General features: G+C 42.8%; 24 protein-coding genes and 1 other RNA gene. 16 read left to right on the top strand and 9 right to left on the bottom strand.

Annotated features, from left to right (window positions below; all coding sequences use genetic code 11):
* Positions 1-71 precede the first annotated feature (71 nt).
* From FGM00_RS04380 to ppk1, 7 genes are all read left to right on the top strand, one after another.
* Positions 72-1004 (top strand): aspartate carbamoyltransferase catalytic subunit, encoded by a 933-nt coding sequence (locus FGM00_RS04380; protein ID WP_138851737.1) that lies wholly within the window; start codon positions 72-74, stop codon positions 1002-1004.
* Between the two features lie 4 nt (positions 1005-1008).
* A complete protein-coding gene (locus FGM00_RS04385; protein WP_138851738.1) occupies positions 1009-1341 on the top strand; it encodes a ribonuclease Z in 333 nt (110 codons plus the stop codon).
* Positions 1341-1817, top strand: a complete 477-nt coding sequence (locus FGM00_RS04390) for a DUF3291 domain-containing protein (RefSeq protein WP_138851739.1) — start codon at positions 1341-1343, stop codon at positions 1815-1817. Before FGM00_RS04385 ends, FGM00_RS04390 begins: the two co-directional genes overlap by 1 nt.
* A 1-nt stretch (position 1818) precedes the next feature.
* Positions 1819-2724, top strand: coding sequence for a ribonuclease Z (locus tag FGM00_RS04395; protein WP_138851740.1), 906 nt, complete (start codon positions 1819-1821; stop codon positions 2722-2724).
* A gap of 62 nt (positions 2725-2786) precedes the next feature.
* Positions 2787-3431 carry a pyridoxamine 5'-phosphate oxidase gene (gene pdxH, locus FGM00_RS04400; RefSeq protein WP_138851741.1) on the top strand — a complete coding sequence of 215 codons (645 nt, stop codon included), beginning with the start codon at positions 2787-2789 and terminating at the stop codon, positions 3429-3431.
* A gap of 89 nt (positions 3432-3520) precedes the next feature.
* Positions 3521-4006, top strand: a complete 486-nt coding sequence (locus FGM00_RS04405) for a SixA phosphatase family protein (RefSeq protein WP_138851742.1) — start codon at positions 3521-3523, stop codon at positions 4004-4006.
* Positions 4007-6085: a polyphosphate kinase 1 gene (gene ppk1 / locus FGM00_RS04410; protein ID WP_138851743.1), complete on the top strand. Its 2079-nt coding sequence runs from the start codon at positions 4007-4009 to the stop codon at positions 6083-6085. It begins immediately after the preceding gene.
* Positions 6086-6306: 221 nt separating this feature from the next.
* Here ppk1 and FGM00_RS04415 read toward each other — a convergent pair whose 3' ends face one another.
* The gene (locus tag FGM00_RS04415) at positions 6307-6888 is read right to left on the bottom strand and encodes a MiaE family protein (RefSeq protein WP_138851744.1); all 582 of its coding nucleotides are present in this window, start codon (positions 6886-6888) and stop codon (positions 6307-6309) included.
* A 70-nt stretch (positions 6889-6958) separates the two neighbouring features.
* Here FGM00_RS04415 and FGM00_RS04420 point away from each other — a divergent pair, with 70 nt between their 5' ends.
* Entirely contained in the window at positions 6959-7312 is a 354-nt protein-coding gene (locus tag FGM00_RS04420) for a transmembrane 220 family protein (protein WP_138851745.1), read from the top strand.
* Here FGM00_RS04420 and FGM00_RS04425 read toward each other — a convergent pair.
* Positions 7307-9145 carry a DNA polymerase III subunit gamma/tau gene (locus tag FGM00_RS04425; protein ID WP_138851746.1) on the bottom strand — a complete coding sequence of 613 codons (1839 nt, stop codon included), beginning with the start codon at positions 9143-9145 and terminating at the stop codon, positions 7307-7309. The genes FGM00_RS04420 and FGM00_RS04425 overlap by 6 nt on opposite strands.
* A 173-nt stretch (positions 9146-9318) precedes the next feature.
* On the opposite strand from FGM00_RS04425, the gene rnpB reads away from it, so the two are divergent.
* Positions 9319-9661, top strand: an RNA gene (gene rnpB / locus FGM00_RS04430) — RNase P RNA component class A.
* 122 nt (positions 9662-9783) lie between these two features.
* Here the strand turns inward: rnpB and FGM00_RS04435 are convergent.
* The 3 genes from FGM00_RS04435 to FGM00_RS04445 are packed head-to-tail and all read right to left on the bottom strand — an operon-like array spanning position 9784 to position 11794.
* On the bottom strand, positions 9784-10332 hold the full coding sequence (locus FGM00_RS04435; protein WP_138851747.1) for an RsmD family RNA methyltransferase: 549 nt from the start codon (positions 10330-10332) through the stop codon (positions 9784-9786).
* Entirely contained in the window at positions 10333-11166 is an 834-nt protein-coding gene (locus FGM00_RS04440; RefSeq protein ID WP_138851748.1) for a DUF3822 family protein, read from the bottom strand.
* A complete protein-coding gene (locus tag FGM00_RS04445) occupies positions 11144-11794 on the bottom strand; it encodes a hypothetical protein (protein ID WP_138851749.1) in 651 nt (216 codons plus the stop codon). The genes FGM00_RS04440 and FGM00_RS04445 overlap by 23 nt, the downstream gene beginning before the upstream one ends.
* A 236-nt stretch (positions 11795-12030) precedes the next feature.
* Here FGM00_RS04445 and FGM00_RS04450 point away from each other — a divergent pair, with 236 nt between their 5' ends.
* The 6 genes from FGM00_RS04450 (at position 12031) to FGM00_RS04475 (ending at position 17412) form a co-directional block, all read left to right on the top strand.
* A complete protein-coding gene (locus FGM00_RS04450; RefSeq protein ID WP_138851750.1) occupies positions 12031-13470 on the top strand; it encodes an ATP-dependent DNA helicase in 1440 nt (479 codons plus the stop codon).
* Between the two features lie 80 nt (positions 13471-13550).
* Positions 13551-14126: a DUF4126 domain-containing protein gene (locus FGM00_RS04455; RefSeq protein WP_138851751.1), complete on the top strand. Its 576-nt coding sequence runs from the start codon at positions 13551-13553 to the stop codon at positions 14124-14126.
* A gap of 130 nt (positions 14127-14256) precedes the next feature.
* A complete protein-coding gene (kdsB, locus tag FGM00_RS04460) occupies positions 14257-14970 on the top strand; it encodes a 3-deoxy-manno-octulosonate cytidylyltransferase (RefSeq protein WP_175416285.1) in 714 nt (237 codons plus the stop codon).
* Entirely contained in the window at positions 14961-15659 is a 699-nt protein-coding gene (locus FGM00_RS04465) for an HAD family hydrolase (protein WP_138851753.1), read from the top strand. The genes kdsB and FGM00_RS04465 overlap by 10 nt, the downstream gene beginning before the upstream one ends.
* Positions 15660-15666: 7 nt before the next feature.
* A complete protein-coding gene (locus FGM00_RS04470) occupies positions 15667-16794 on the top strand; it encodes an iron-containing alcohol dehydrogenase family protein (protein WP_236262909.1) in 1128 nt (375 codons plus the stop codon).
* Positions 16795-16857: 63 nt separating this feature from the next.
* Positions 16858-17412 (top strand): 1-acyl-sn-glycerol-3-phosphate acyltransferase, encoded by a 555-nt coding sequence (locus FGM00_RS04475; protein WP_138851754.1) that lies wholly within the window; start codon positions 16858-16860, stop codon positions 17410-17412.
* A 5-nt stretch (positions 17413-17417) separates the two neighbouring features.
* On the opposite strand, the gene FGM00_RS04480 is transcribed toward FGM00_RS04475, so the two are convergent.
* Complete coding sequence (locus FGM00_RS04480) at positions 17418-17921, bottom strand: hypothetical protein (RefSeq protein WP_138851755.1); 504 nt, start codon at positions 17919-17921, stop codon at positions 17418-17420.
* 301 nt (positions 17922-18222) lie between these two features.
* Between FGM00_RS04480 and FGM00_RS04485 the strand changes: the two genes are divergently transcribed.
* Positions 18223-20319 carry a hypothetical protein gene (locus tag FGM00_RS04485; RefSeq protein ID WP_236262910.1) on the top strand — a complete coding sequence of 699 codons (2097 nt, stop codon included), beginning with the start codon at positions 18223-18225 and terminating at the stop codon, positions 20317-20319.
* Between the two features lie 79 nt (positions 20320-20398).
* On the opposite strand, the gene FGM00_RS04490 is transcribed toward FGM00_RS04485, so the two are convergent.
* The 3 genes from FGM00_RS04490 to FGM00_RS04500 form a co-directional block, all read right to left on the bottom strand.
* Positions 20399-21112 carry a YebC/PmpR family DNA-binding transcriptional regulator gene (locus FGM00_RS04490; protein WP_138851756.1) on the bottom strand — a complete coding sequence of 238 codons (714 nt, stop codon included), beginning with the start codon at positions 21110-21112 and terminating at the stop codon, positions 20399-20401.
* A gap of 133 nt (positions 21113-21245) precedes the next feature.
* Positions 21246-21533 (bottom strand): 4a-hydroxytetrahydrobiopterin dehydratase, encoded by a 288-nt coding sequence (locus FGM00_RS04495; RefSeq protein WP_138851757.1) that lies wholly within the window; start codon positions 21531-21533, stop codon positions 21246-21248.
* A 6-nt stretch (positions 21534-21539) separates the two neighbouring features.
* A complete protein-coding gene (locus FGM00_RS04500; protein ID WP_138851758.1) occupies positions 21540-22361 on the bottom strand; it encodes a sugar nucleotide-binding protein in 822 nt (273 codons plus the stop codon).
* Between the last annotated feature and the right edge of the window lie 3 nt (positions 22362-22364).

Here is a 22364-nt window from a genome sequence, read left to right on the forward strand (position 1 = left end):
GTATCTAGAAGAGCAATTGGGATAGAATCCATAATATACAATTGGTTAAAACAACAACTAATCGGTAACCGATGAGCAACGAATTAAGTGTAAAACACTTACTAGGGATAAAGTATCTGAAAGAATCGGATATTCAGCTCATTTTCGAAACTGCCGATCATTTTAAGGAGGTCATCAACAGGTCGATTAAAAAAGTACCTTCCTTAAGGGATATTACGATCGCCAATATCTTTTTTGAAAACAGTACCCGTACCAAGCTTTCTTTTGAACTTGCCGAAAAACGACTTTCTGCCGATGTCATTAATTTTTCGGCTTCGCAATCGTCGGTTAAGAAAGGGGAAACGTTGATCGATACGGTGAGTAATATCCTTTCAATGAAAGTAGATATGGTCGTTATGCGGCATCCTAATCCAGGGGCCGGCATCTTTTTGTCGAAACATGTCGAGGCTTCCATTATCAATGCTGGGGATGGTGCACACGAACACCCCACCCAAGCCCTACTTGATTCGTATTCCATTCGTGAAAAATTAGGCGGAGTATCAGGAAAAAATGTCGTTATAGTTGGCGATATCTTGCATTCAAGAGTTGCATTGTCCAATATTTTTGCCCTAAAACTGCAAGGTGCCAATGTGAAGGTATGCGGTCCCAAAACCCTGATTCCAAAGCACATAGAATCACTTGGGGTAGAAGTTGAAACCAACCTGAAGAAGGCTCTAAATTGGTGCGACGTTGCCAATATGCTGCGTATTCAGAACGAACGGCTTGACATTAGTTATTTTCCGACAACACGCGAATACACCCAACAGTTCGGGGTCAATAAAAAGTTATTGAATGAACTCGATAAAGAAATCGTGATCATGCATCCAGGTCCCATTAATCGCGGCGTAGAGATTACCAGTGATGTTGCCGATTCGAAACAGTCCATTATTTTAGACCAAGTAGAAAATGGAGTAGCCATTCGCATGGCGGTTATTTACCTATTGGCCTCCAAAATTAAACAGTAAGCCCATGATTTTTGACAAAAAAGGAACAACGACGATTGTTTCACAGGAAAATACAGCGCTGGCGAGGTTTTTGCAAAACCTAGAAAAGGAGTACCCCAAGATTGCCAACGACAATATTATCTTAAATTTATTTTCGTTCGGCAAACTTTCTTCAGGAGACGTATTGGAGTTTCTTGAATTGGCCGATACCCATAGAAATGCCAACAAATCTTTCGTACTTGTCACCGAACAAGTAGGTTATGAGGATGTGCCCGATAGCATTATCGTAGTACCTACTGTTCAAGAGGCCCATGATATTATCGAAATGGAGGAAATAGAACGGGACCTAGGAATCTAATGGAGCAACCTCACTATTTATCACAGGTTAATATCGCTAGGATGATCGCTCCTATAGACAGCCCGATGATGGCCGACTTTGTCGATAATCTAGACCGCATCAATGAGATTGCCGAAAAACATCAGGGCTTTGTATGGCGTTTGAAAGGCGAGCAGAACGATGCGACGGCCATGCGGGTTTTCGAAGATGATTTTTTGATTATCAATATGTCGGTATGGAAGTCTATGGATGCGCTTTTCAAGTTTACCTATTCATCGGAACATGTTGCCATCCTGAAAAGGAAAAAGGAATGGTTTTCCGCAATGAAAGACATGCACATGGCCTTTTGGTATCTGCCCCTAGGACATCTCCCGACTCCCGATGAAGCTAAGGCCCGATTGCAATATTTGAATCAAAATGGGGAAACCCCTTATGCGTTCACCTTCAAAAGTAAGTATACATCCGAAGACGCGCTTCATTTCAACCCCGAGATTTAATATGAAGCTTCATATCCTAGGTTGTTATGCCGCGACTCCCAGAACGTTGACCAACCCGACATCGCAGGTCTTGGAAATTAGAAACCATATGTTCTTGATCGATTGCGGAGAGGGTACCCAAGTTCAACTGCGCAAGCAAAAAATAAAATTTTCGCGAATCAACCATATTTTCATTTCGCATTTGCACGGCGACCACTTTTTTGGACTACCGGGATTGATATCTACTTTTCGCCTTTTGGGAAGGAACAAAGAAATGCACATCTACGGGCCCAAAGGCATCAAGGAAGCCATCACACTACTTTTGAAATTAGGGGATTCATGGACCAACTACCCCTTGGTATTCCATGAACTTACCGCAAAGACACCCAAATTGGTCTATGAAGATGACAAGGTATCGGTCACTACCATTCCTTTAGATCACAGGGTATACACCAACGGATTTTTGTTTAGGGAAAAACCAGGAGAGCGACAATTGAACATTGAAGCTGCTACTGAATACGGCATTGAGCCCGTTTATTTTCGAAACATCAAAAAGGGGAAGGATGTTACCTTGGATGATGGTACCATTGTACCGAACCAGGCGCTTTCTTTCGACCCAAAACCGCCAAAGAGTTATGCCTATTGTAGCGATACCGCCTATAAGCCATCTATGGTAGATCAAATTTCAGAGGTGGACTGGCTCTACCACGAATCCACTTTTTTAGATTCCGAAGAGCATCTTTCGGCAAAGACGAAACATTCTACTGCGAAAGAAGCTGCCAAAATCGCGAAAGCTGCCCAAGTCGGTACGCTGCTTCTGGGTCATTATTCTACACGCTATAAATCCATAGTACTTTTCAAGGAAGAAGCGGCTACCATTTTCGACAATGTTGAGCTTGCGGATGATGGTAAAGTTTTCGAGTGGTAAAATGCAGAAAACAGTTCCGAAACTTCCATTCTTTTCCTAACTTGAAAACTAGATTCAATAGCATGCAGAAAGACCTTGGCGATTATAGAAAATCTTACGAAAAAAGCGCCCTGATGGAAGATTCCATCTCAGACAACCCTATGCAACTTTTTCAAACTTGGTTTTACGAGGTCGAGGCGTCGGAAGGCGTTGATGAGCCAAACGCAATGACGGTCAGCACTATAGGTATTGACGGTTTTCCAAAAAGCCGGGTAGTACTATTGAAAAAATATACCGAGGAAGGTTTTATTTTCTATACCAATTATGAGAGTGAGAAAGGAAAGGCCATTACGACGAACCCTAATGTTTGTATTTCTTTTTTTTGGCCCAATATGGAGAGGCAGGTCATTATAAAAGGTAGGGCGGAAAAAATTCCTGAGAATCTTTCCGATGGTTATTTTGAATCCAGACCCAAGGGAAGTAGGTTGGGTGCCGTTGTGTCCGATCAAAGTACGGTCATCGCTTCGAGGGAGGTATTGGAGAAGAATTTGAAAATCTTGGAGGAAAAGTACCGAGATAAGGAAGTAAAACGACCAAAGTCCTGGGGAGGGTATATCGTAAAGCCCGTTTCGCTTGAGTTTTGGCAAGGAAGGCCGAACAGGTTACACGATAGAATACGCTATACTTTAGTGGACCTGGATTGGAAAATGGAACGACTAGCCCCTTAAGGTAAAGGCTACTACAAATGGAAGTCCTTTAATATATTTTTTGAAGTGGACTGCCACTGCCGATCGAATACTAATTTTAAGCTAAACAAATGAAGACACTCATCTTAGTTCGCCATGGCAAATCTTCTTGGGAATATAATGTAAGCGATCGTGATCGCCCCCTATTGCCCAGAGGTATCAATGATGGATTATTGATATCGGAAAAATGGATGCTTGAAAATACCAAGATCGACTTCCTGTATTCCAGTCCGGCGAATAGGGCACTGCATACCGCCACTATTTTTTTGCGGCAGCTCGATTTTCCATTAGAACAATTTCAATTGAGTGATATGTTATATGATTTTTCGGGAGATAGCGTACTCCAATTTATTAAAGAACTCGATAACGATCTGGAGACGGTCATGATATTCGGTCACAACCATGCCTTTACCCATATTGCCAATTCTTTGGGAAATACTTATATTGACAATGTCCCCACTACCGGTCTGGTACAATTGCAATTCGGTATCGATAGATGGGATGAAACGGATAAGGGCACAACGGTGAAAACAATTTTTCCAAAGCATTTTAGATAAATGATCAAGACAAAGAACCAATACATAAATAGGGAAATCAGCTGGCTATGGTTTAATGAGCGCGTGTTGCAAGAAAGTGCCGATAAGAAAGTGCCGTTAATCGAAAGACTCCGTTTTCTTGGGATTTTCTCCAATAATCTGGACGAGTTTTACAAGGTGCGCTATGCCACCGTGAAGCGCATAGTTGATGCCGGTAAAACGGGGAAGAGCGTGCTCGGGGGAGAAATCGCCAAGGATCTTTTGGAGGAGATAACCAAAATCGCCATCAAACATCAGGCGAAGAGTGTTGAGATTCTGAAAGGTATTCAAAAAGAGCTTGAGGGACAGAATATCTTTATCATCAAGGAAACCCAATTGAACGAGGGTCAAATAGAGTTTGTTAAAAAATATTTTGTTCAAAAGGTGAGTCCGCAATTGATGACCATCATCTTGAGCGATCTTACCGAATTCCCAACCTTGAAAGATACGGCTGCATATTTGGCCGTAAAGATGATTATTGTCGGGGATCAGAAAGCGAAAGAAAAAGAGAAAAGGTATGCGCTGATAGAAATTCCCAAGGGAATAGATCGTTTCGTGGTCTTGCCTCAAGAAGGGGATAAAAATTATATTATCATATTGGATGACCTGATTCGGTATTGTCTGCGCAATATTTTTACCATGTTCGAATATGAATCCATATCCGCGCACATGATTAAAATTACAAGGGATGCGGAATTGGATATGGACAATGACTTGAGTAAAAGTTTTATCGAAAAAATATCTTCTAGTGTAGAGCATCGAAAGGTTGGCGATCCCGTACGTTTTGTCTATGACAAAAGTATTGGAAAGGATACGCTTAGTTTCTTAAAGGAAAAAATGAACATAGAGGATACCGATAGCGTTATTCCCGGAGGGCGGTATCACAACCGACGGGATTATATGGGTTTCCCAAGCCTAGGGAGACAAGATTTGTTGTACGATACCATAATGCCCTTGCCGGTAAAGGGGTTGAGTATGGAGGGTAGTCTTTTTGAGCAAATTTCCCAGAAAGATTTCTTACAGTATACGCCCTATCATACGTTTTCATATATCATTCGCTTCCTTAGGGAAGCGGCGCTAGACCCAAAGGTAAAAACCATAAAGATTACCGTATATCGGTTGGCGAATAACTCTCAGGTAGCGGCCTCTTTGATCAATGCCGTAAAGAATGGAAAACAGGTTACCGTACAAATAGAATTACAAGCTCGTTTTGACGAACAGGCGAATATCGAATATGCTGAACAACTGCAGGCCGAAGGCGTGAAGCTTATTTTTGGGGTACCCGGACTTAAAGTACACAGTAAAATATGTGTAATCGAGCGAGAAGAGGAAAACGGCCTCAAGCGTTACGGTTTCGTAAGTACCGGTAACTTTAGCGAGGCCACCGCGCGGATTTACAGTGATTATACCCTGTTTACCGCCCACGAGGCGATTTTAAAGGAACTGAACAAGGTTTTTGATTTTTTCGAGACCACCTATAAAATTAATAAATACAAGCACCTTATCGTCTCACCGCACTATACCAAAAGTAACTTTATAAAACTCATCGATAACGAAATCGCCAATGCGATTTTGGGCAAAGAAGCGTTCATTAAGATTAAGATGAATAGCTTTACGAGTTATAAAATGGTCGATAAGCTATACGAGGCGAGTAGGGCCGGGGTAAAGATCCAGCTCATAGTTCGCGGTATTTGTTGCTTGGTCCCCGGGGTGAAAGGCATGAGCGAGAACATCGAGGCCATCAGTATCGTAGACAAGTTTCTTGAACATCCCCGTATCTTTATATTCGGCAACGACGGGAATCCAAAAATGTATATTTCTTCGGCCGACTGGATGACCCGTAATTTAGATTATCGCGTCGAGGTCGGATGCCCAATATATGACGCCGATGTCAAACAGGAACTACTGGATACTTTTGAAATGTCTTGGAGCGATAATGTGAAGGCTAGGGTATTCAATGAGGCGCAGGATAACGCCTATAGAAAAAACGGCAACGCCAAAGTGCGTTCGCAATTTGCCATGTACGATTACTATCTGGAGAAGTTAGGAATGGAAAAGTAGACAAGCAGTGGTATATGCATGACAATAAAAAAGTTCAATCACCTTTTATTGAAGTGTCTGTGCCCGGAAGTATTGCAGGTTGATTTGAAAAGGCTGTATTTGCGGTGTATAGTATTTGGTATCCCTTTGGGAAAATCAGTAGATTGAATTGTATATTTCAATTTACCACTGATGTTCATCTGTAAAATGAGACTTCTTCCCACCCGATAAAAAACTGATTCTTACCCATGAATTGATTCGCTCTTACCAAGATTTTTCATAACCTCTGCCTCAAAAGCCAATAGCTGCTGCCACTTTTCATCCACCTCGCTTCTTTCACCATATTGGCGTGCAAACTGAAGGAACATGGTATAATGGCCAGCTTCGCTTACCATCAATTTTCTATAGAATTCCGCTAGTTTTTTATCGGTGAGTTCTTCGGAAAGCAATCGAAACCGTTCGCAACTTCTCGCTTCTATCAAAGCGGCATAGAGTAGGCGGTGAACCAGCTGGGTAGTTCGGCTACCGCCCTTAGGGAAAAAGTTAACGATTTGAATGACATATTCGTCCTTTCGATCTCTGCCTAAGGTATTGCCTCGGGATAGAATAAGGTCGTGCACCATTTTAAAGTGCCCCATTTCCTCTCTCGAAAGAGCAATCATTTCCTGTACCAAGTCTGGATATTCAGGAAAACTGACAATCAGGGAAATCGCGGTACTGGCCGCTTTTTGCTCGCAATACGCATGATCCGTTAGGATTTCATCGATATTCTTTTCCACGATATTAACCCATCGGGGATCGGTCGGTAGTTTTAGGCCTAGCATTTGTTCCGTTTATGGCATCAAAAATAACCCGATTCGAATAGCAATCAAAATAAGGCCATATATTTGTATTATGAATCTACTGGTAAAAGGTTTTGCATATATTTTTGGTGTGCTGAGTATCGTATCGGCCGTACTACAGTATAATGATCCGGATCCCCTAATGTGGATAGTTATCTATGGTGTCGCCGCAGTTCTAAGTTTTGGTTTTGCGCTGGAGAGAATCCCTTTTGGTATCCTGCTGGTGGCGGGCATTGTGGCTTTGGCCAGCGGGTGGTATCTCTTTCCGGAACAATTTCAAGGTTTTGAAGTGGGCAATGGGGATATTGGCAATGTTGAGGAAGCGCGAGAAGCGGTTGGTCTATTTATCGTGGGGGTAGTGCATCTGTTCTTTGCTATCTGGACGCGGTACTGGAGAAAATCATAGGTCCAGATCAAAGGTTTTCCGAAGCAAATCGATGGTAGGATTCTTTTCCCGTAATTTTTCATATTTCTCCTCCGGTGTAAAGGCGAACTTTTTAGCCGTTTCTTCGTTTACCGAAATCTTCAGACTGATAGAATGATTATTTAGGTTCGCACGTAAATGCTCCATTAAACCGAATTGCTCCCGCTCAACTTCTTTTTTCATCGTATCGTTCGGAAGCTCGATAGCTATTACAAAATCGTCCTTTAATTTAGGGATATCCGTTGCAAGGCTAGAGGCCAAAATTTTCTGCCCATTGGCGTCTATTTTAGCGACGAATTCGTTCCAGTGCTTATGCAGTTCTTCTTCGGTAAACGGATGCTTCGGCAAGTTGTCAACATCGATACCTTCCCCTTTTCGCGCCGATTCGTGTAATTTTTTCGCCTTAAGACTGGAAATCGAAAGGGCCGATACCCTTTTAGAAGCAATATCGAGTTGAATTTTTTTAGCGGGCGTTGGTACTGGAACCTCTTCCGGAGCTGATAATTGCTCGGCTTCGGGTTCCGCTACAGCGGTGGCTAACGCCGTTTCGACCTGCTCTTCCTGTTTTGAAGTACTTGCCGCTTGCCGGGGAGCTTCCGCAATCGGTGTTTTTTCGACTAGCGCGGGTTCTTTCACAACTTTATTAGATGGACTCGCTTCCGCTCTAACTTTCGACTTGTTTTCATAGAATGAAGCCGGTGCGATAAAATCTTCCGTTTTATTGGCAAATGCTACGGACTCAGGATTTTTTTTTTCACCATCGAAATCAATGGAGGCCAGCTTCATAAGGGTCAATTCGACCAAGAGACGCTGGTTCTTGCTGGTCTTGTACTTTAAATCGCAATCGTTGGCGATTTCCAATGCTCTGATCAAAAAAGGACCACTGGTTTTTTTCGATTGCTCGAGATAATTTTGTTTGGCGTTTTCACCGACTTCCAATAATTCGATTGTTTGTTGGTGTTTGCAAACCATCAAATCCCTGAAATGAGATGCTAGGCCGCTAATAAAATGATGCCCGTCAAATCCTAACGCAAGCGTAGTGTTCAGCAATACCAACAGCTCGGGAATGGCATGGGATAAAATAAGGTCCGTTGCCGAAAAATAGGTGTCGTAATCGAGAACGTTCAGATTTTCGGTCACCGCTTTTCTAGTCAAGTCCGCACCTGAGAAACTCACGACCCTATCGAAAATAGACAGCGCATCGCGCATGGCACCGTCGGCTTTTTGCGCTATAATGTGCAGGGCATCATCTTCGGCGTTTATCCCTTGATTTTCCGCAATATATTTTAAGTAGTTTGCCGCATCTTTAACGGTGATACGCTTGAAATCGAAAATCTGGCACCTGCTTAATATCGTTGGAATAATTTTGTGCTTCTCGGTGGTGGCTAAAATAAAAATAGCATGCTTTGGAGGCTCTTCCAAGGTTTTTAAAAAGGCATTAAAGGCCGACTGTGAGAGCATATGCACCTCGTCAATAATATAGACCTTGTACTTTCCGGTTTGCGGTGGTATGCGTACCTGATCGATAAGACTTCTGATATCATCTACCGAATTGTTCGAGGCGGCGTCGAGTTCAAAAATATTAAAGGCGAAATCTTCATCAGGATCGTTCGTGCCGTCGTCGTTGATCCGTTTTGCCAAAATACGTGCACAGGTAGTCTTTCCGACACCTCTAGGCCCACAGAACAGTAAGGCCTGCGCCAAGTGATTGTTTTCGATGGCATTGGTGAGCGTATTGGTAATCGACTGCTGGCCCACCACATCTTTGAATGTTTGGGGTCTGTACTTTCGTGCCGATACGATAAATGGTTCCAAAAATGGTGTTTTTAGTAAAACGAACTGCCTTGTACAAATATAGAAATCGCTTTTGTTTATGCTTTTGATAAAAGGCGTATTAAACTCTTTTTTATCAACAATTGACCTAACTTTGTCCTCAGCAGGTCACCCTATCGTTTTATGCTGAACTTGTTTCAGCACCTTTTGAATTTCAAGAGGTCTCGAATCAAGTTCGGGATAAAGAGGAAAGTCCGGACACCGTAGTGCAACATAGCGGGTAACACCCGTCTCCGTCCACCATTTGGCGGACGGACGGACAAGTGCAACAGAAAGAATGTACAGTTCGGCTGTAGTGAAATCAGGTAAACTCTATGTGGTGAAACGTCATGTAAACCGGTGTTTGAGGGCTGCACGCCCGAGCCGAAGGGTAGACGGTTAGAGCCTTTGGGCAACCTAAGGCCTAGATAAATGATAGGGAACCTTTGGTAGTGCTTTGGGGTTTAACCTGAAACAAGACCAGGGTGTACAGAATCCGGCTTATGGCCTGCTTTTTTTATTATTTGAGGTGGCGTTTGAAATACCGGCATTTGTGGAGTTGAAAAATGGCTCTGGTATTTCGAATTTCAGGAGACGCGATAAAAGTATGCTCCTTCCAGAGTGGGGTGACACCTCGATTTTCAGTTGGCGTTTTCTTGCTCGAAGAAGCTGAACAAACTACTACCATATTTTCGTTGGTTATTGAAGTACGGCAGGGACGAAAGGTCTGTTTGTACCGAATGCTCTACGACCAATACTCCGTTCTCGTGCAAAAGTTCTTTTTCAAATACCAAGGAAGGAATTGAAGCGAAGGACTCGAACGAAATTCCATAAGGTGGGTCCGCAAAAATAATGTCCGATTTGGAAGGTACCTTTTTGAGATAGGTGAATACATCGCTCTTTATCGGGGTAATTTCCATAGCCATCTCCCGAGCGATTCTGGCAACAAAGGCTACACAGCCTGCATCGGAATCTACAGCGGTAATAGCGGTTGTTCCCCGCGATGCGAACTCGTAACTGATGTTGCCCGTCCCTGTAAAAAGGTCTAGAACGGTAAGTTCATCAAAGTAAAAGCGATTGTTTAGGATATTGAACAAGGCCTCCTTTGCCATATCGGTCGTTGGCCGTACGGGAAGTTTTTTTGGTGCCATAATGCGCCTACCTTTGTGTTTTCCGGAAACGATTCGCATTTATAGGGCATTTAAAACGGTAAAGTCGATCGATTCTTGATCAACGGCAGCGAGAAGCTCCGCATTATGGGTGGGAGTGAAAATTGCAATGTTCTTTATATAATCGTAGCAAAGCTTATAGATGGTATCGTTTTCTTCCACTTCCCCAAAAAGCCGCAACTTTATTGTTTCAGGGTTTAGTTTCAATTGTTCCAGGGTGAACAGTAGATAATATAAAAAGTCTTCTTGTGTCGAATAGTCGAAGTTGTTGAACAATTGTAATTTTTGGCCCGCCACAACGGTAATATCCAATTGTTGCTCTGATAGGTGTGCGTAGCAAATGGGGGATTCTCCGGAGCCTTGTTCACTCAGCAAAGACTGCACCATAACCGTACCGTGGTGTTTGTAAACAAATTCCCCGAAAAGGCCGTAGAGGTAGTTATTGATGTTAACGAAAGGCACGTAAACGTTCATCAATTCGTAGCCCTCTATCTCATCATGGGCAATATGGTCGTTCGCTAGTATTTTGGCGTTAAATTTCAGGTAGTTGGCCAATTCATCTGCATGAAAAAGGGGTTTTGGCACCAAAGTGAACAGGTTATTTCGATGAATGACGACTACCTCGGAAAATGCTGTTTTTTGTATGTTGTTTTTCTCTACAAGCTGCTTTAGCTCTTCAAGTACTTGATAGGGGGTGAGTTCTTTATGGAAAAGAACGTGCTCTGAGGATATGACCGTATGTGACACGGTATCCAGCATACAAAAAGAAAGTCCATTCAAACTTATTTGAATGGACAGTCTATAAAAATCGTTTTCAGCGTTTTTTGCGCTCTTAATTGTCGTCACTTCTGTCATATACTACAGGCCAGTTACCGCTTGTACTAACTTCTTCTAATGAGCCTACAGTTATTGCGTCGCCATTTACCTCCTCTACGCTCTTTTCTGTAATTTCCTTTGCGATAAGGTCTTTTGGTTGATCATAGAGTAAAACTTCCTTCTTTACCCAGGCTTTGAAAACCGGTGCTTTATAACCACTTTTTTCAATAATGTCCGCTTTCATTTCAATCTTTTCCCCATTAGGGGCACCAGGAATATCGGCAAGGGATTTGTAGCGGTTGTCTTTTTTGAAAAGTGAATCTTTTACCGAAACAAAATTAAGGGTATCAATAATAGTGATTTCCTTCAACTGATCGATTTTGTACACATCGTCAAAATACATGTAAGAAGAGTCACGTTGCTGCGTAATTACATATTTACCGGTATCGATAAACTTGATAAGGGCATTAAAATCACTTGTATACTTTGAATTGACGCTTTTGTATGCTTCTTGGGCATTTCTGATATCCTTTAGCTTCGAAACAACTTTTGCGAAGCGTTCTTGCTTTACCTTATTGAACTCAATAGGTCCGGTTACGGACTTGTAAATCAAGTATCCCAAAAAGATACAAGCAATCCAAAGAACTATTTGTATTACGGTCTTCATTTCCTAAGTGGTATTAGTTAAATTTAGTGGTTCACACAAATCTACAATTTTTTTGCAAACCGCCTAATTTTTCTCTATCGTAATTAAGACGGCGGAAGGGAATGCTTTAAGAGCTTCAAAATCCGTTCCAAACGTGTATGAAATGGGTGTTTTACTTGTATTTTGAATAGGGAATTTCCGAGTTTTCAGTCCATAAGATAAGTGTAAAGTAAATTCCTGTCTATCTTTGAAATTCTATGGCCACTCTTACCGACGCTTCATTCTACAAAATCCTTAGGAACAAATTTCCGCACGATCCCACCGTTAAGCAGGATTTGGCGCTCCAGCAATTGGCCAAATTTCTGCTGTCAAAGGGAAAAGATGAGGTCTTTTTATTAAAAGGATTTGCTGGTACGGGGAAGACGACGATCGTAGGTACGCTGGTAACGAATTTGTGGAATACCCAATTGAAGTCCGTTTTAATGGCCCCCACGGGCCGTGCGGCCAAAGTAATGTCGAATTACTCGAAAACCAAGTCCTTTACCATTCACAGAAAAATTTATTTTCCTAAAAAGCAGAGCGGGGGTGCCGTGCAGTTTGTTTTGGCCCCGAATAAACATCGCGATACGGTATTCATCGTTGATGAGGCCTCTATGATTCCCGATACGCCTACGAATACTAAACTAATGGACAATGGCTCGCTGCTAGACGACCTTTTGATGTTCGTGTACTCCGGTCATAATTGCAAATTGATCTTGATTGGGGATACTGCCCAGTTACCCCCGGTGCACTTGGATTTAAGCCCTGCCCTGGACGCCGATAAAATTAGTTTGAATTATAATAAAGAGGTGACCAGAATGGAGTTGGACGAGGTAGTACGTCAGGCCGAGGATTCGGGCATACTTATGAATGCGACCAACTTACGGGGGCAATTACAGTCCGAATTTTTCGACAGTTTTCAATTCGATGTTGCTCCTTACAAAGACATTGTTCGTCTGATCGACGGCCACGAAATTCTCGAGGCCATAGAAACTTCATATTCCGAAAACGGAAAGGAAGAGACCACTTTTATCGTACGGTCGAATAAGCGTGCTAATCTGTACAATGAAAATATTCGTAATCGCATCCTGTATTTAGAGAACGAACTATCGGTCGGGGATTACATGATGGTCGTAAAGAACAACTATTTTTGGCTAGAACCGAATACCGAAGCAGGTTTTATTGCCAACGGGGACATTATAGAAGTGCTTGAGATTTTTGCGATAAAGGAACTGTATACGTTTCGATTTGCAGAAGTGAAGGTAAAAATGGTTGATTATCCCAACCAAAAACCTTTTGAAACCGTATTATTGCTCGATACGATAACGGCAGAAGCACCTTCGTTACCTTATGAGGATTCTAACCGCTTGTACCAAGAGGTGATGAAGGATTACGACGATGTAAAATCGAAATACAAAAAGTTCATGTCGGTCAAGGGCAACAAATTTTTCAATGCGCTACAGGTAAAATTTTCCTACGCCATTACGTGTCACAAATCACAAGGCGGGCAGTGGAACACGGTGTTCGTTGAGCAGCCCTATTTACCCAACGGAGTGGATAAAGAGTACTTGCGCTGGCTCTATACCGCGGTAACAAGGGCCAAAACCAGTTTGTATCTCATCGGCTTTAAGAACGATTTTTTTGTTGATGGGGATTAGTGTAAATTCGTTTTGGTAAAAGCAAGGCGCCGCTCGGTAATTATATCCTCCTGTATCGGGCAGCTTAGAATTTCAATCATATGACTTCGGAGACCATTATCAGTATTTTTTTGGGTATAGGCTTAGCCGCCTCCGTTGGCTTCCGGGTTTTTCTTCCTTTGTTCGCGTTGAGTTTGGCTTCTTACTTTAATATATGGGATTTAAACGATAGTTGGCAATGGATCGGCAGCTTGGCGGCAGTGGTTACCTTAGGTGTGGCCACGGTAATCGAGATATTCGCCTATTTTATTCCTTGGGTGGATAATCTATTGGATAGCGTTTCGGTACCGCTGGCGGCCATTGCGGGTACTGCGGTAATGGTCTCCACCGTCGCTGATCTAGACCCTGTAGTAACTTGGTCGTTGGCCATCATCGCAGGTGGGGGTACCGCTACGGCCATCAAAGGAGCGGGCGCGGCAAGTAGATTGGCCTCAACCACTACGACGGGCGGTCTCGGCAACCCGATAGTATCCACTGTTGAAACGGGAACGGCGGTCGTAGTGACCACGGCCTCTATTTTCGCGCCAATACTGGCGGCCGTTCTCGTCATCATCATATTGGCCTTTATTTTTTGGATTTATAGAAAGCTTCGACCGAGAAGGAGGGATAGTCAATAGGGGCAGTGTGATAGTAACGAATTTGATGGTAAGGTTGATACTTATTTTAAGAGGATTGGCTTTAGATTTCTATAAGTGCCCTTAGTTCGGTTTAAATTTAATATCGATAATAATAGTGAAGATAATAGCAATGATTCCGGCCCGATATGCGGCAAGTCGTTTTCCCGCCAAGTTAATGCAGGATTTAGGCGGAAAGCCTGTTATTGTTCGTACGTATGAGGCAGCGGTAAAGACAGGGTTGTTCGATGCGGTATATGTGGTAACCGACAGCGAAGTGATATTCAGTACCATAGTCAAGGCGAATGGAAATGCCATGATGAGTAAAACTGACCATGACTGTGGCAGCGATCGTATTGCGGAAGCCGTCACGGATATGGATGTGGATATTATCGTAAATGTGCAAGGTGACGAACCTTTTACCGAAAAGGAAAGCCTTAAAAGTGTGCTGGAGGTATTCGAAGAGGATACGACCGGTGAAATCGATTTGGCATCATTAATGGTCAGGATTACCGATTGGGACGAGATAAACAACCCCAATACAGTAAAGGTAATCGTAGATAACCGTAATTTCGCGTTGTATTTTTCCAGGTCTCCAATTCCTTTTCCGCGCGAAAAGGAAGCCAATGCCAAATATTACAAGCATAAAGGTATTTATGCGTTTCGCAAACGCGCTCTGATGGATTTTCAGCGCCTACCGATGTTGACATTGGAAGCCACCGAAAAAATAGAGGCGATACGGTATTTGGAATACGGTAAAAAAATAAAAATGGTAGAGACCAATGTTACGGGGATTGAAATCGACACCCCCGAAGACCTCAAAAGGGCCCAGCAAGCATGGAGATAGATTATAGCGACATTACGACTATTGGCCTTGACGCCGACGACACCTTATGGGTCAATGAAACATATTTCAGGGATGCGGAGGAAAAGTTCTCGGCCTTGTTGGAGGGTTACGAGACCAAGAACAAAATAGACCAAGAGTTGTTCAAGATGGAAATGAAGAACCTTGAGCTATACGGTTACGGGATTAAAGGTTTCATGCTATCTATGATCGAATCGGCCTTAGAGCTGTCGAATAATTCGGTTTCCCAAGCAACGTTGCAGAAGATACTGCATCTTGGTAAGGAGATGATCTCACATCCGGTGGAAGTGTTGGACGGAGTGGAGGAAGTACTAGAGCGATTATTTGGAACATACAGACTGCTTGTGTTGACCAAAGGGGATCTACTCGATCAAGAACGTAAGCTGGCGCGGTCGGGCTTATCGAAGTATTTTCACCACGTCGAGGTCTTGAGTGATAAAAAAGAACAAAATTACCAACAGCTATTGAACCATTTGAAGGTAGATGCGAAGGAGTTTTTAATGATCGGGAATTCATTGAAATCAGATGTGTTACCTTTGATTAAAATTGGGGCTCGGGCGGTTCACGTACCTTTTCATACCACTTGGCAACATGAAGAAGTATCAATAGAGAATAAAGATTATAACTATTTAACGGTCAATAAGTTGAATAGGATACTGGATTACTTGTAAAATTTGTATGGATATTAAAAAGGAAAAGATTTCTACGCCTATAAGTATCAAGGAAAAATCGGATTACCGTAACTTTCCCATGGTGCCCAGAGTCGTGTACGGTAAGGGTAGTTTTGATCAATTGGGCGATATATTGATGCCCCATCGAAAAAATGCCGACGCCCCATGTATTTTTCTGGTCGATGATGTATTTGAAGGTACCGATCTGATTTCCAGAATACCTTTGATTTTTAATGACCAATTGATATTCATTTCCGCAGAAGAAGAGCCGAAAACCGTACAGGTAGATGTGCTTGTAAGTAAAATCAGAAACGATTTTACCGAGCCCCCTTCTGGCATTATTGGTATAGGTGGGGGTACGCTACTCGATTTGGCCAAGGCTGTCGCCATCATGTTAAATAATCCAGGAACCTCATGTGCCTATCAAGGTTGGGATCTGGTGCGAAAGCCATCGTTATATCACGTTGGTATACCTACGATCAGTGGAACGGGCGCAGAGGTATCAAGAACTACGGTATTGCTAGGTCCAGAGAAGAAATTAGGCATCAATTCGGATTATACCATTTTCGACCAAGTGATCATGGATCCCGAACTTACCAAAGGGGTGCCCAAAGAGCAGTGGTTCTATACCGGTATGGATTGTTTTATACATTGCATCGAGTCTCTGAACGGGACCTATCTGAATGCTTTTAGTCAAAGTTATGGTGAAAAGGCCCTCGCGTTATGCAAGGAAGTCTATTTGCAGGATATCGATGCTTCGGAATCCCGCGAAAAATTAATGATGGCCTCCTGGCACGGCGGTATGAGTATAGCGTATTCCCAAGTGGGGGTCGCTCATGCCATGAGTTATGGCCTTTCCTACCTATTAGGCGTGCGGCATGGTTTGGGCAATTGCCTTGTCTTTCAACACTTGAACGAATTCTATCCTGATGGTGTGGCTTTGTTCCATAAAATGCTGAAGCGGCATAATATCACACTTCCGAAAGGTATTACTGCAAAGCTTACCGATTCCGATTTCGATACGATGATTACTGTAAGTCTAGGGATGGTACCACTGTGGGAAAATGCACTCGGTACCGATTGGATGAAAATTATGACTCCGGAAAAATTAAAATCCATTTATCAAAAAATCTAACGAACATCGTTATGGTATGTTCGTATTTTCCCTGATTTATTTCAACCCATCTAATTTACATTGATGCATACACTTGCCAAGTTTATCTATTATAAGTTGATGGGGTGGGCCGTAAACGGTGAATTTCCTTCGTATTTGGATAAATTTGTCATTGCCGTTGTGCCACATACGAGTTGGTGGGATTTTCCGTTGGGTATTATCATTCGGAATGTATGGAAGGCCGAAATAAATTTCGTCGGCAAAAAAAGTTTGTTCAAACCACCTTTCGGATGGTATTTTAGATGGATGGGCGGTGCCCCGGTAGACCGAAGCAAGAAAAGTGATACCGTAACGGCAACGGCGGAGGTCTTTAAAACACGGAAGGTATTCAGGCTAACCTTGGCACCCGAAGGTACCCGTAAAAAAGTAAGTTCTTGGAAAAGTGGCTTCTATTACATTGCGAAAAAGGCGGAAGTGCCCATAGTCTTAATCGCCTTCGATTTTGGTAAAAAGGAAATCAAGGTTTCGAAGCCGAGGTGGCCGACAGCCGATAAGGAAGCCGACTTTAAAACCTATGAAGCGTTTTTCGAAGGGGTGGTGGGTAAAGTAGCCGAATACAGCTATTCGCCCGCCAAATAAGCAGGCTATATTTTTTTTCTTTCAATCAGTTTTTTGGGTACTTCTTTCTTCTTGGTATTTCCCGGAAACACCAAGGAGGTACTGGAATACGAGGTGCCAAAAGTGGCCGCGGCAGCATACACTTGGTGAATAGCATCCAATACCTGGTGGTCTGCCAATTCCTTCAGCGGATGAATAAAAACCGACCAAATAATTTCGTCGCTCAAGGCGTATTTTACATCCAAAGCGGAATGAAAGTTCGCCACCAGTGCGTTCAATAATTGTTCTTCTTCCAAATCCTCTTTTTTGACAACAGGACTAATGATACGCATGCGATTGGCGTTTTCGTCGTATACGCAGATTAACAAAGTCTCTTTATATACGAACTGAATAGAATTGCCACTGGTATCTGTAGTGTCAGCTACTTGTACAATGAGTTCTTTCAATCGCTCTGGAGTCATATCCTGTGCGGATGTTGTAAAATTGGTAAGCGTTAACGCGAACAGCAGCGGTAGCCAATAGACTTTCATGGGTGTTGTTTAATTTATTTGTCGGCTTTATGATGCGGTAATTACAAGGGTCGCGGAAATCAATAAAACACTTCTGATAAGCTTGTATAGTGTAGGCGCCATCGAAATAAAAATAATAATAGTTTGATTTGAATCCTACAGCAGCTTGCTTCTTCGTCGTAGGTAGTGCCGAATAGTGCTAAAATATACGTTCCGTATTCCATATGTTTAAATTAATGTCTTAAAAATCAAACCTTTGTGTTTTTTTCTCGTAAGTATTATAGAGGAACACTTTAAGAAGTAACAACGAGAAACTAGAAATATGAAAACAAAAAAAAATTATCCAACTAAAATAATAACACCTTTGCTTTCCGGAGCGTTAAGGAAATATGGCCTGAGCTTCTTACTGGGCGCTTGCCTAGTCTTTATGCTACTTTTGGCGAGTTCATGTGATAACGAAGACGTTCTTGACCTCGATGAAACCGCTATGACCAACGACGATATCGTTACGTGTACCGATGGTATTATGAACGGGGACGAGACAGGTATTGATTGTGGCGGCGCCTGTACGCCTTGTGAGGCGGGAGAAGAACTTGGTCGTCGGGCAGAGTTGTATGTAACCAACAATGCCAATGGGGATATTTCGCGGTACAGTGTAACGGGAGATTCTCTTACTACCTTTACAACGGCTTCTACCGCTGCGGAGGGTATTTACTACAGTTCAAAAGATGGTGTCCTAGTTCAGGCATCCCGTTCTGGATTGCAGCTTGATGCGTATTCGGGAATTGCCGGTATAATGGAAGACTCGGCGCTCGATGCCTCGTTTAGTAGTACCACAGATTTAGAAAGTCCAAGGGAGTTGGCAGTAAATGGCGATATGTATGTGGTATCGGATAACGGCTCCAACAAGTTTTTTGTGTACACCAAAAATGGGGATAGTTTTTCCTTGACGAGTACTGTTGAGATTCCTTTTCCGGTTTGGGGCATTACCTTTAGGGGGAGTGATCTTTATGCCGTGGTCGACAATTCAAGTGATTTGGCGGTATTCAATAATTTTCAGGCATCGATATCTGCGCCGGTTTGCGCACTTAACCCTTCTAAAAGAGTAGTTATAGAAGGTATCGTACGCACGCACGGATTGGTTTATAACGCTGCGGACGACATTATGATTATGACCGATATTGGCGATGCGGCCAATACCACCGATGATGGTGCCTTTCATGTAATTTCTGAATTCGCTGCTACATTTGATTTATTGTCGGATGGCGAGGTTTATCCCTTAAGTAGACAAGTAAGGGTGGCGGGACCATCAACAATGATGGGCAACCCTATCGATGTGGCCTATGATTCCGAAGAAAATGCAGTCTATATTTCCGAAGTCGGAAATGGCAAAGTTCTAGGGTTTACCGCTCAAGGTGGTGGCGATCGGGCACCTTGGTTTGTCAAGGATTTACCGGCCGCTTCTTCCATTTATTTTTCAAGTGATGAAACCGATGATGATTTGGGGGAGGAAGCCATGGCCGGAAATACGGTTTTATACGCTACCAGCACGGCCAATGGTAATATTTATGTATACGATGCCATGGGCAATGCTCTAAAAACGGTTACCTCACAATCGGAATCTTCCGAAGGTATTTACTACACCGCTTTGGACGATATTTTGGTACAAGCCTCAAGGTCGGCATTGCAATTAGAGGGTTATGCAGAGTTTTCCACTGTTCCGGATGGTGCTATAGGAGCGGCTTCTTTTACGAGTTCCAAAGATTTAATGAGTCCGAGGGAAATCGCCGTCTACGGTAACAAAATTGTAGTGGCCGATAACGCCGAAAACATATTTTATGTGTATTCCCACGATATGTTTTCTTTCTCCTTGATCAATACCTTTAGATTCGAATGTCGTGGTATCTGGGGAATTACCTTTAAGGGTGATGATCTGTTGGCGGTAGTCGATAATACGGGCGATTTGGCTATTTTTAGTGACTTTTTTACCAATTATACGGTAGATGGGAACATTACTCCAGAGAAAATAATTACTATTCAAGGAATTGTAAGAACGCACGGAATCGACTACAGCGCAGCTGACGACCTATTGGTTATGACTGATATCGGGGACGCTGCCAATGGTACCGATGATGGAGGATTTCAGCTCATTCAAGAATTTAGCGCCAAACTTGACGCTATTTCTAATGGGGGAACATTGGTCCTTAGTGACCAGACAAGGGTCTCAGGACCAGGCACCATGATGGGCAATCCTATTGATATCGCCTACGATAACGATAGCAAAACGGTGTATATCGCCGAAATAGGAAATGGAAAAATCCTAGGATTTTCCGATGTGCTCAATGCAAGTGGAGATGTGGCACCAACATTTAATTGGGATTTAAATCAAGCTTCCTCTATATTCCTTTACAATAATTAACACCAGACTAAACCAGTTTTTTACCGTAAATGCCCATCTCTTTGAGATGGGCATTTTTAATGGTATGGATTTGTAAAAATTAGGACTCCTCCATCGTATGGTACACGTTCTGAACATCGTCATCTTCCTCCAATTTTTCCAGTAATTTTTCAATATCTACGGCTTCCTCTTCGGATAGTTTTTTGGTGACTTGGGGTATGCGTTCGAAGCCGGAGGAAAGGATTTCGATTTCACGGTTTTCAAGTTCCTTTTGTATGGCACCAAAGCTTTCAAAAGGGGCATAGATCAAAATGCCATCCTCATCTACGAAAACTTCTTCGGCACCGTAGTCTATCATTTCCAATTCCAGTTCCTCCGGGTCGATGCCTTCGGCAGGAATCCGGAAATTACAGGTGTGGTCGAACATGAATTCTACCGAGCCCGAAGTGCCGAGGTTCCCATTGCACTTATTGAAATAGCTACGTACGTTCGCCACGGTACGGGTGTTATTGTCCGTTGCGGTCTCCACCAATATGGCGATTCCATGGGGAGCGTATCCTTCAAATAATACCTCTTTATAATCCCCCAAACTCTTGTCGCTCGCACGTTTGATCGCACGTTCAACATTGTCTTTGGGCATATTTACCGACTTTGCGTTCTGGATAACGGCGCGTAGCCTCGAATTGGAATCCGGGTCGGGACCACCTTCTTTCACGGCCATTACGATATCCTTACCGATACGTGTAAAGGCTTTGGACATGGCCGACCAACGTTTCATTTTTCTTGCCTTCCGAAATTCAAAAGCTCTTCCCATAGTTGAATAGTGGTTTTTAAACAATAGCAAATTTAACTAAATCGCTTTCAAGAGCAATAATCGCACGCGGGTATTCAAATTCAATGTGGCTCCTGGTAACTTTGAACTTGAAAAACGCAAACCTAAAACTCTTTCACTCCCCAAAAACGATGTTCTCGATCGCTTTCGCCAGCTTAAAGTCTTTTTCGGTTACGCCGCCTGCATCATGGGTGTTCAAGCGAATGTTGAGCGATTTGTAAACATTGCTCCAATCGGGGTGATGCCCTTGCAGTTCACACTCAAAGGCGATACGCGTCATTGTTGCGAAAGCTTCTTTGAAATTCCCGAATTCTAGCGAGGTTTCGATGGCACCATCTATATATTCCCAGCTGTCCAGGGTTTTTAGTTTTGTTTCGATTTCCGTTACCGATAGTTTTTCCATAGCTTACTATTTTAAAATGTGATGGTCGATGATTTCTTGATAGTTGACCTGTAAGTTTTTGGGCAATTTGTTTTCTTTGGGCAAAACGGCCAAATAGCGCTCGTCATTTGTAGTATAAACACGTTTATAAATCGGATTGAAATTTCCGATGTGTTCCATTAGTTCCTTAATGAACTCTTCATGATGTACCAAATCAACACTGCCTAAATGAAAGATACCGCTTTTATTTCGATTGATGAGATAGTGTATCTTTTGGGTTAATTTATTATCGTTGGTGACATTGATGATCAGGTTGGGAAAAACCTCTATCGGCAAGTTGTTCATCACATTTTCCTTCATTGCCTTAATTCGGGGTGATTGTTGGCCGAAAACCATCGGAATACGTAGAATGCACATTTTTTTCTTGGGCAACCGAAGCATCATGTTCTCGATTTTGATTTTTAACCGCCCGTAAATACTGTCGGAAAGGGTTTTGTCCAATTCATAGGACGGGTATTTCGTGTAGGAATCGAAAACGTTAGCCGAAGAGAGAAAATACAAGGTACAGTCGTGTTCCTGCACATATTCTATGATATGTTGATGTGCTTGTATTTGGGCCGCAAAGTTACCGCGGAGGGCCGAAATGATAATCTGAGGTTGTACTTGCTCCAGGACATCGAACACATCGTCTTCCTGCATATCGTATTTAAAGAACTGTTGATTGTCCTCAAAGTCTTTTCTTGCGGTAAAATAGGTACCATAGGTATCAAAGTAGGAGCATAGTTCCCTGTAAATGGCATTACCCAAAAAACCGCTTCCGCCTAAAATAAGAATCTTCTTCGCCTCCAAAGT

The organism is Aggregatimonas sangjinii, assembly GCF_005943945.1.
Lineage (GTDB): Bacteria > Bacteroidota > Bacteroidia > Flavobacteriales > Flavobacteriaceae > Pelagihabitans > Pelagihabitans sangjinii.

What these genes read in the sequence shown, in the direction of transcription:
- FGM00_RS04495 (WP_138851757.1), bottom strand. Translation starts at nt 21,533, where the DNA reads ATGGAAAAACTATCGGTAACGGAAATCGAAACAAAACTAAAAACCCTG.
- FGM00_RS04390 (WP_138851739.1), top strand. Translation starts at nt 1,341, where the DNA reads ATGGAGCAACCTCACTATTTATCACAGGTTAATATCGCTAGGATGATC.
- ppk1 (WP_138851743.1), top strand. Translation starts at nt 4,007, where the DNA reads ATGATCAAGACAAAGAACCAATACATAAATAGGGAAATCAGCTGGCTA.
- FGM00_RS04385 (WP_138851738.1), top strand. Translation starts at nt 1,009, where the DNA reads ATGATTTTTGACAAAAAAGGAACAACGACGATTGTTTCACAGGAAAAT.
- kdsB (WP_175416285.1), top strand. Translation starts at nt 14,257, where the DNA reads ATGATTCCGGCCCGATATGCGGCAAGTCGTTTTCCCGCCAAGTTAATG.
- FGM00_RS04405 (WP_138851742.1), top strand. Translation starts at nt 3,521, where the DNA reads ATGAAGACACTCATCTTAGTTCGCCATGGCAAATCTTCTTGGGAATAT.
- FGM00_RS04440 (WP_138851748.1), bottom strand. Translation starts at nt 11,166, where the DNA reads ATGACAGAAGTGACGACAATTAAGAGCGCAAAAAACGCTGAAAACGAT.
- FGM00_RS04465 (WP_138851753.1), top strand. Translation starts at nt 14,961, where the DNA reads ATGGAGATAGATTATAGCGACATTACGACTATTGGCCTTGACGCCGAC.
- FGM00_RS04395 (WP_138851740.1), top strand. Translation starts at nt 1,819, where the DNA reads ATGAAGCTTCATATCCTAGGTTGTTATGCCGCGACTCCCAGAACGTTG.
- FGM00_RS04420 (WP_138851745.1), top strand. Translation starts at nt 6,959, where the DNA reads ATGAATCTACTGGTAAAAGGTTTTGCATATATTTTTGGTGTGCTGAGT.
- FGM00_RS04470 (WP_236262909.1), top strand. Translation starts at nt 15,667, where the DNA reads ATGGATATTAAAAAGGAAAAGATTTCTACGCCTATAAGTATCAAGGAA.
- FGM00_RS04485 (WP_236262910.1), top strand. Translation starts at nt 18,223, where the DNA reads ATGAAAACAAAAAAAAATTATCCAACTAAAATAATAACACCTTTGCTT.
- FGM00_RS04480 (WP_138851755.1), bottom strand. Translation starts at nt 17,921, where the DNA reads ATGAAAGTCTATTGGCTACCGCTGCTGTTCGCGTTAACGCTTACCAAT.
- FGM00_RS04455 (WP_138851751.1), top strand. Translation starts at nt 13,551, where the DNA reads ATGACTTCGGAGACCATTATCAGTATTTTTTTGGGTATAGGCTTAGCC.
- FGM00_RS04490 (WP_138851756.1), bottom strand. Translation starts at nt 21,112, where the DNA reads ATGGGAAGAGCTTTTGAATTTCGGAAGGCAAGAAAAATGAAACGTTGG.
- FGM00_RS04435 (WP_138851747.1), bottom strand. Translation starts at nt 10,332, where the DNA reads ATGCGAATCGTTTCCGGAAAACACAAAGGTAGGCGCATTATGGCACCA.
- FGM00_RS04450 (WP_138851750.1), top strand. Translation starts at nt 12,031, where the DNA reads ATGGCCACTCTTACCGACGCTTCATTCTACAAAATCCTTAGGAACAAA.
- FGM00_RS04415 (WP_138851744.1), bottom strand. Translation starts at nt 6,888, where the DNA reads ATGCTAGGCCTAAAACTACCGACCGATCCCCGATGGGTTAATATCGTG.
- FGM00_RS04445 (WP_138851749.1), bottom strand. Translation starts at nt 11,794, where the DNA reads ATGAAGACCGTAATACAAATAGTTCTTTGGATTGCTTGTATCTTTTTG.
- FGM00_RS04475 (WP_138851754.1), top strand. Translation starts at nt 16,858, where the DNA reads ATGCATACACTTGCCAAGTTTATCTATTATAAGTTGATGGGGTGGGCC.
- pdxH (WP_138851741.1), top strand. Translation starts at nt 2,787, where the DNA reads ATGCAGAAAGACCTTGGCGATTATAGAAAATCTTACGAAAAAAGCGCC.
- FGM00_RS04380 (WP_138851737.1), top strand. Translation starts at nt 72, where the DNA reads ATGAGCAACGAATTAAGTGTAAAACACTTACTAGGGATAAAGTATCTG.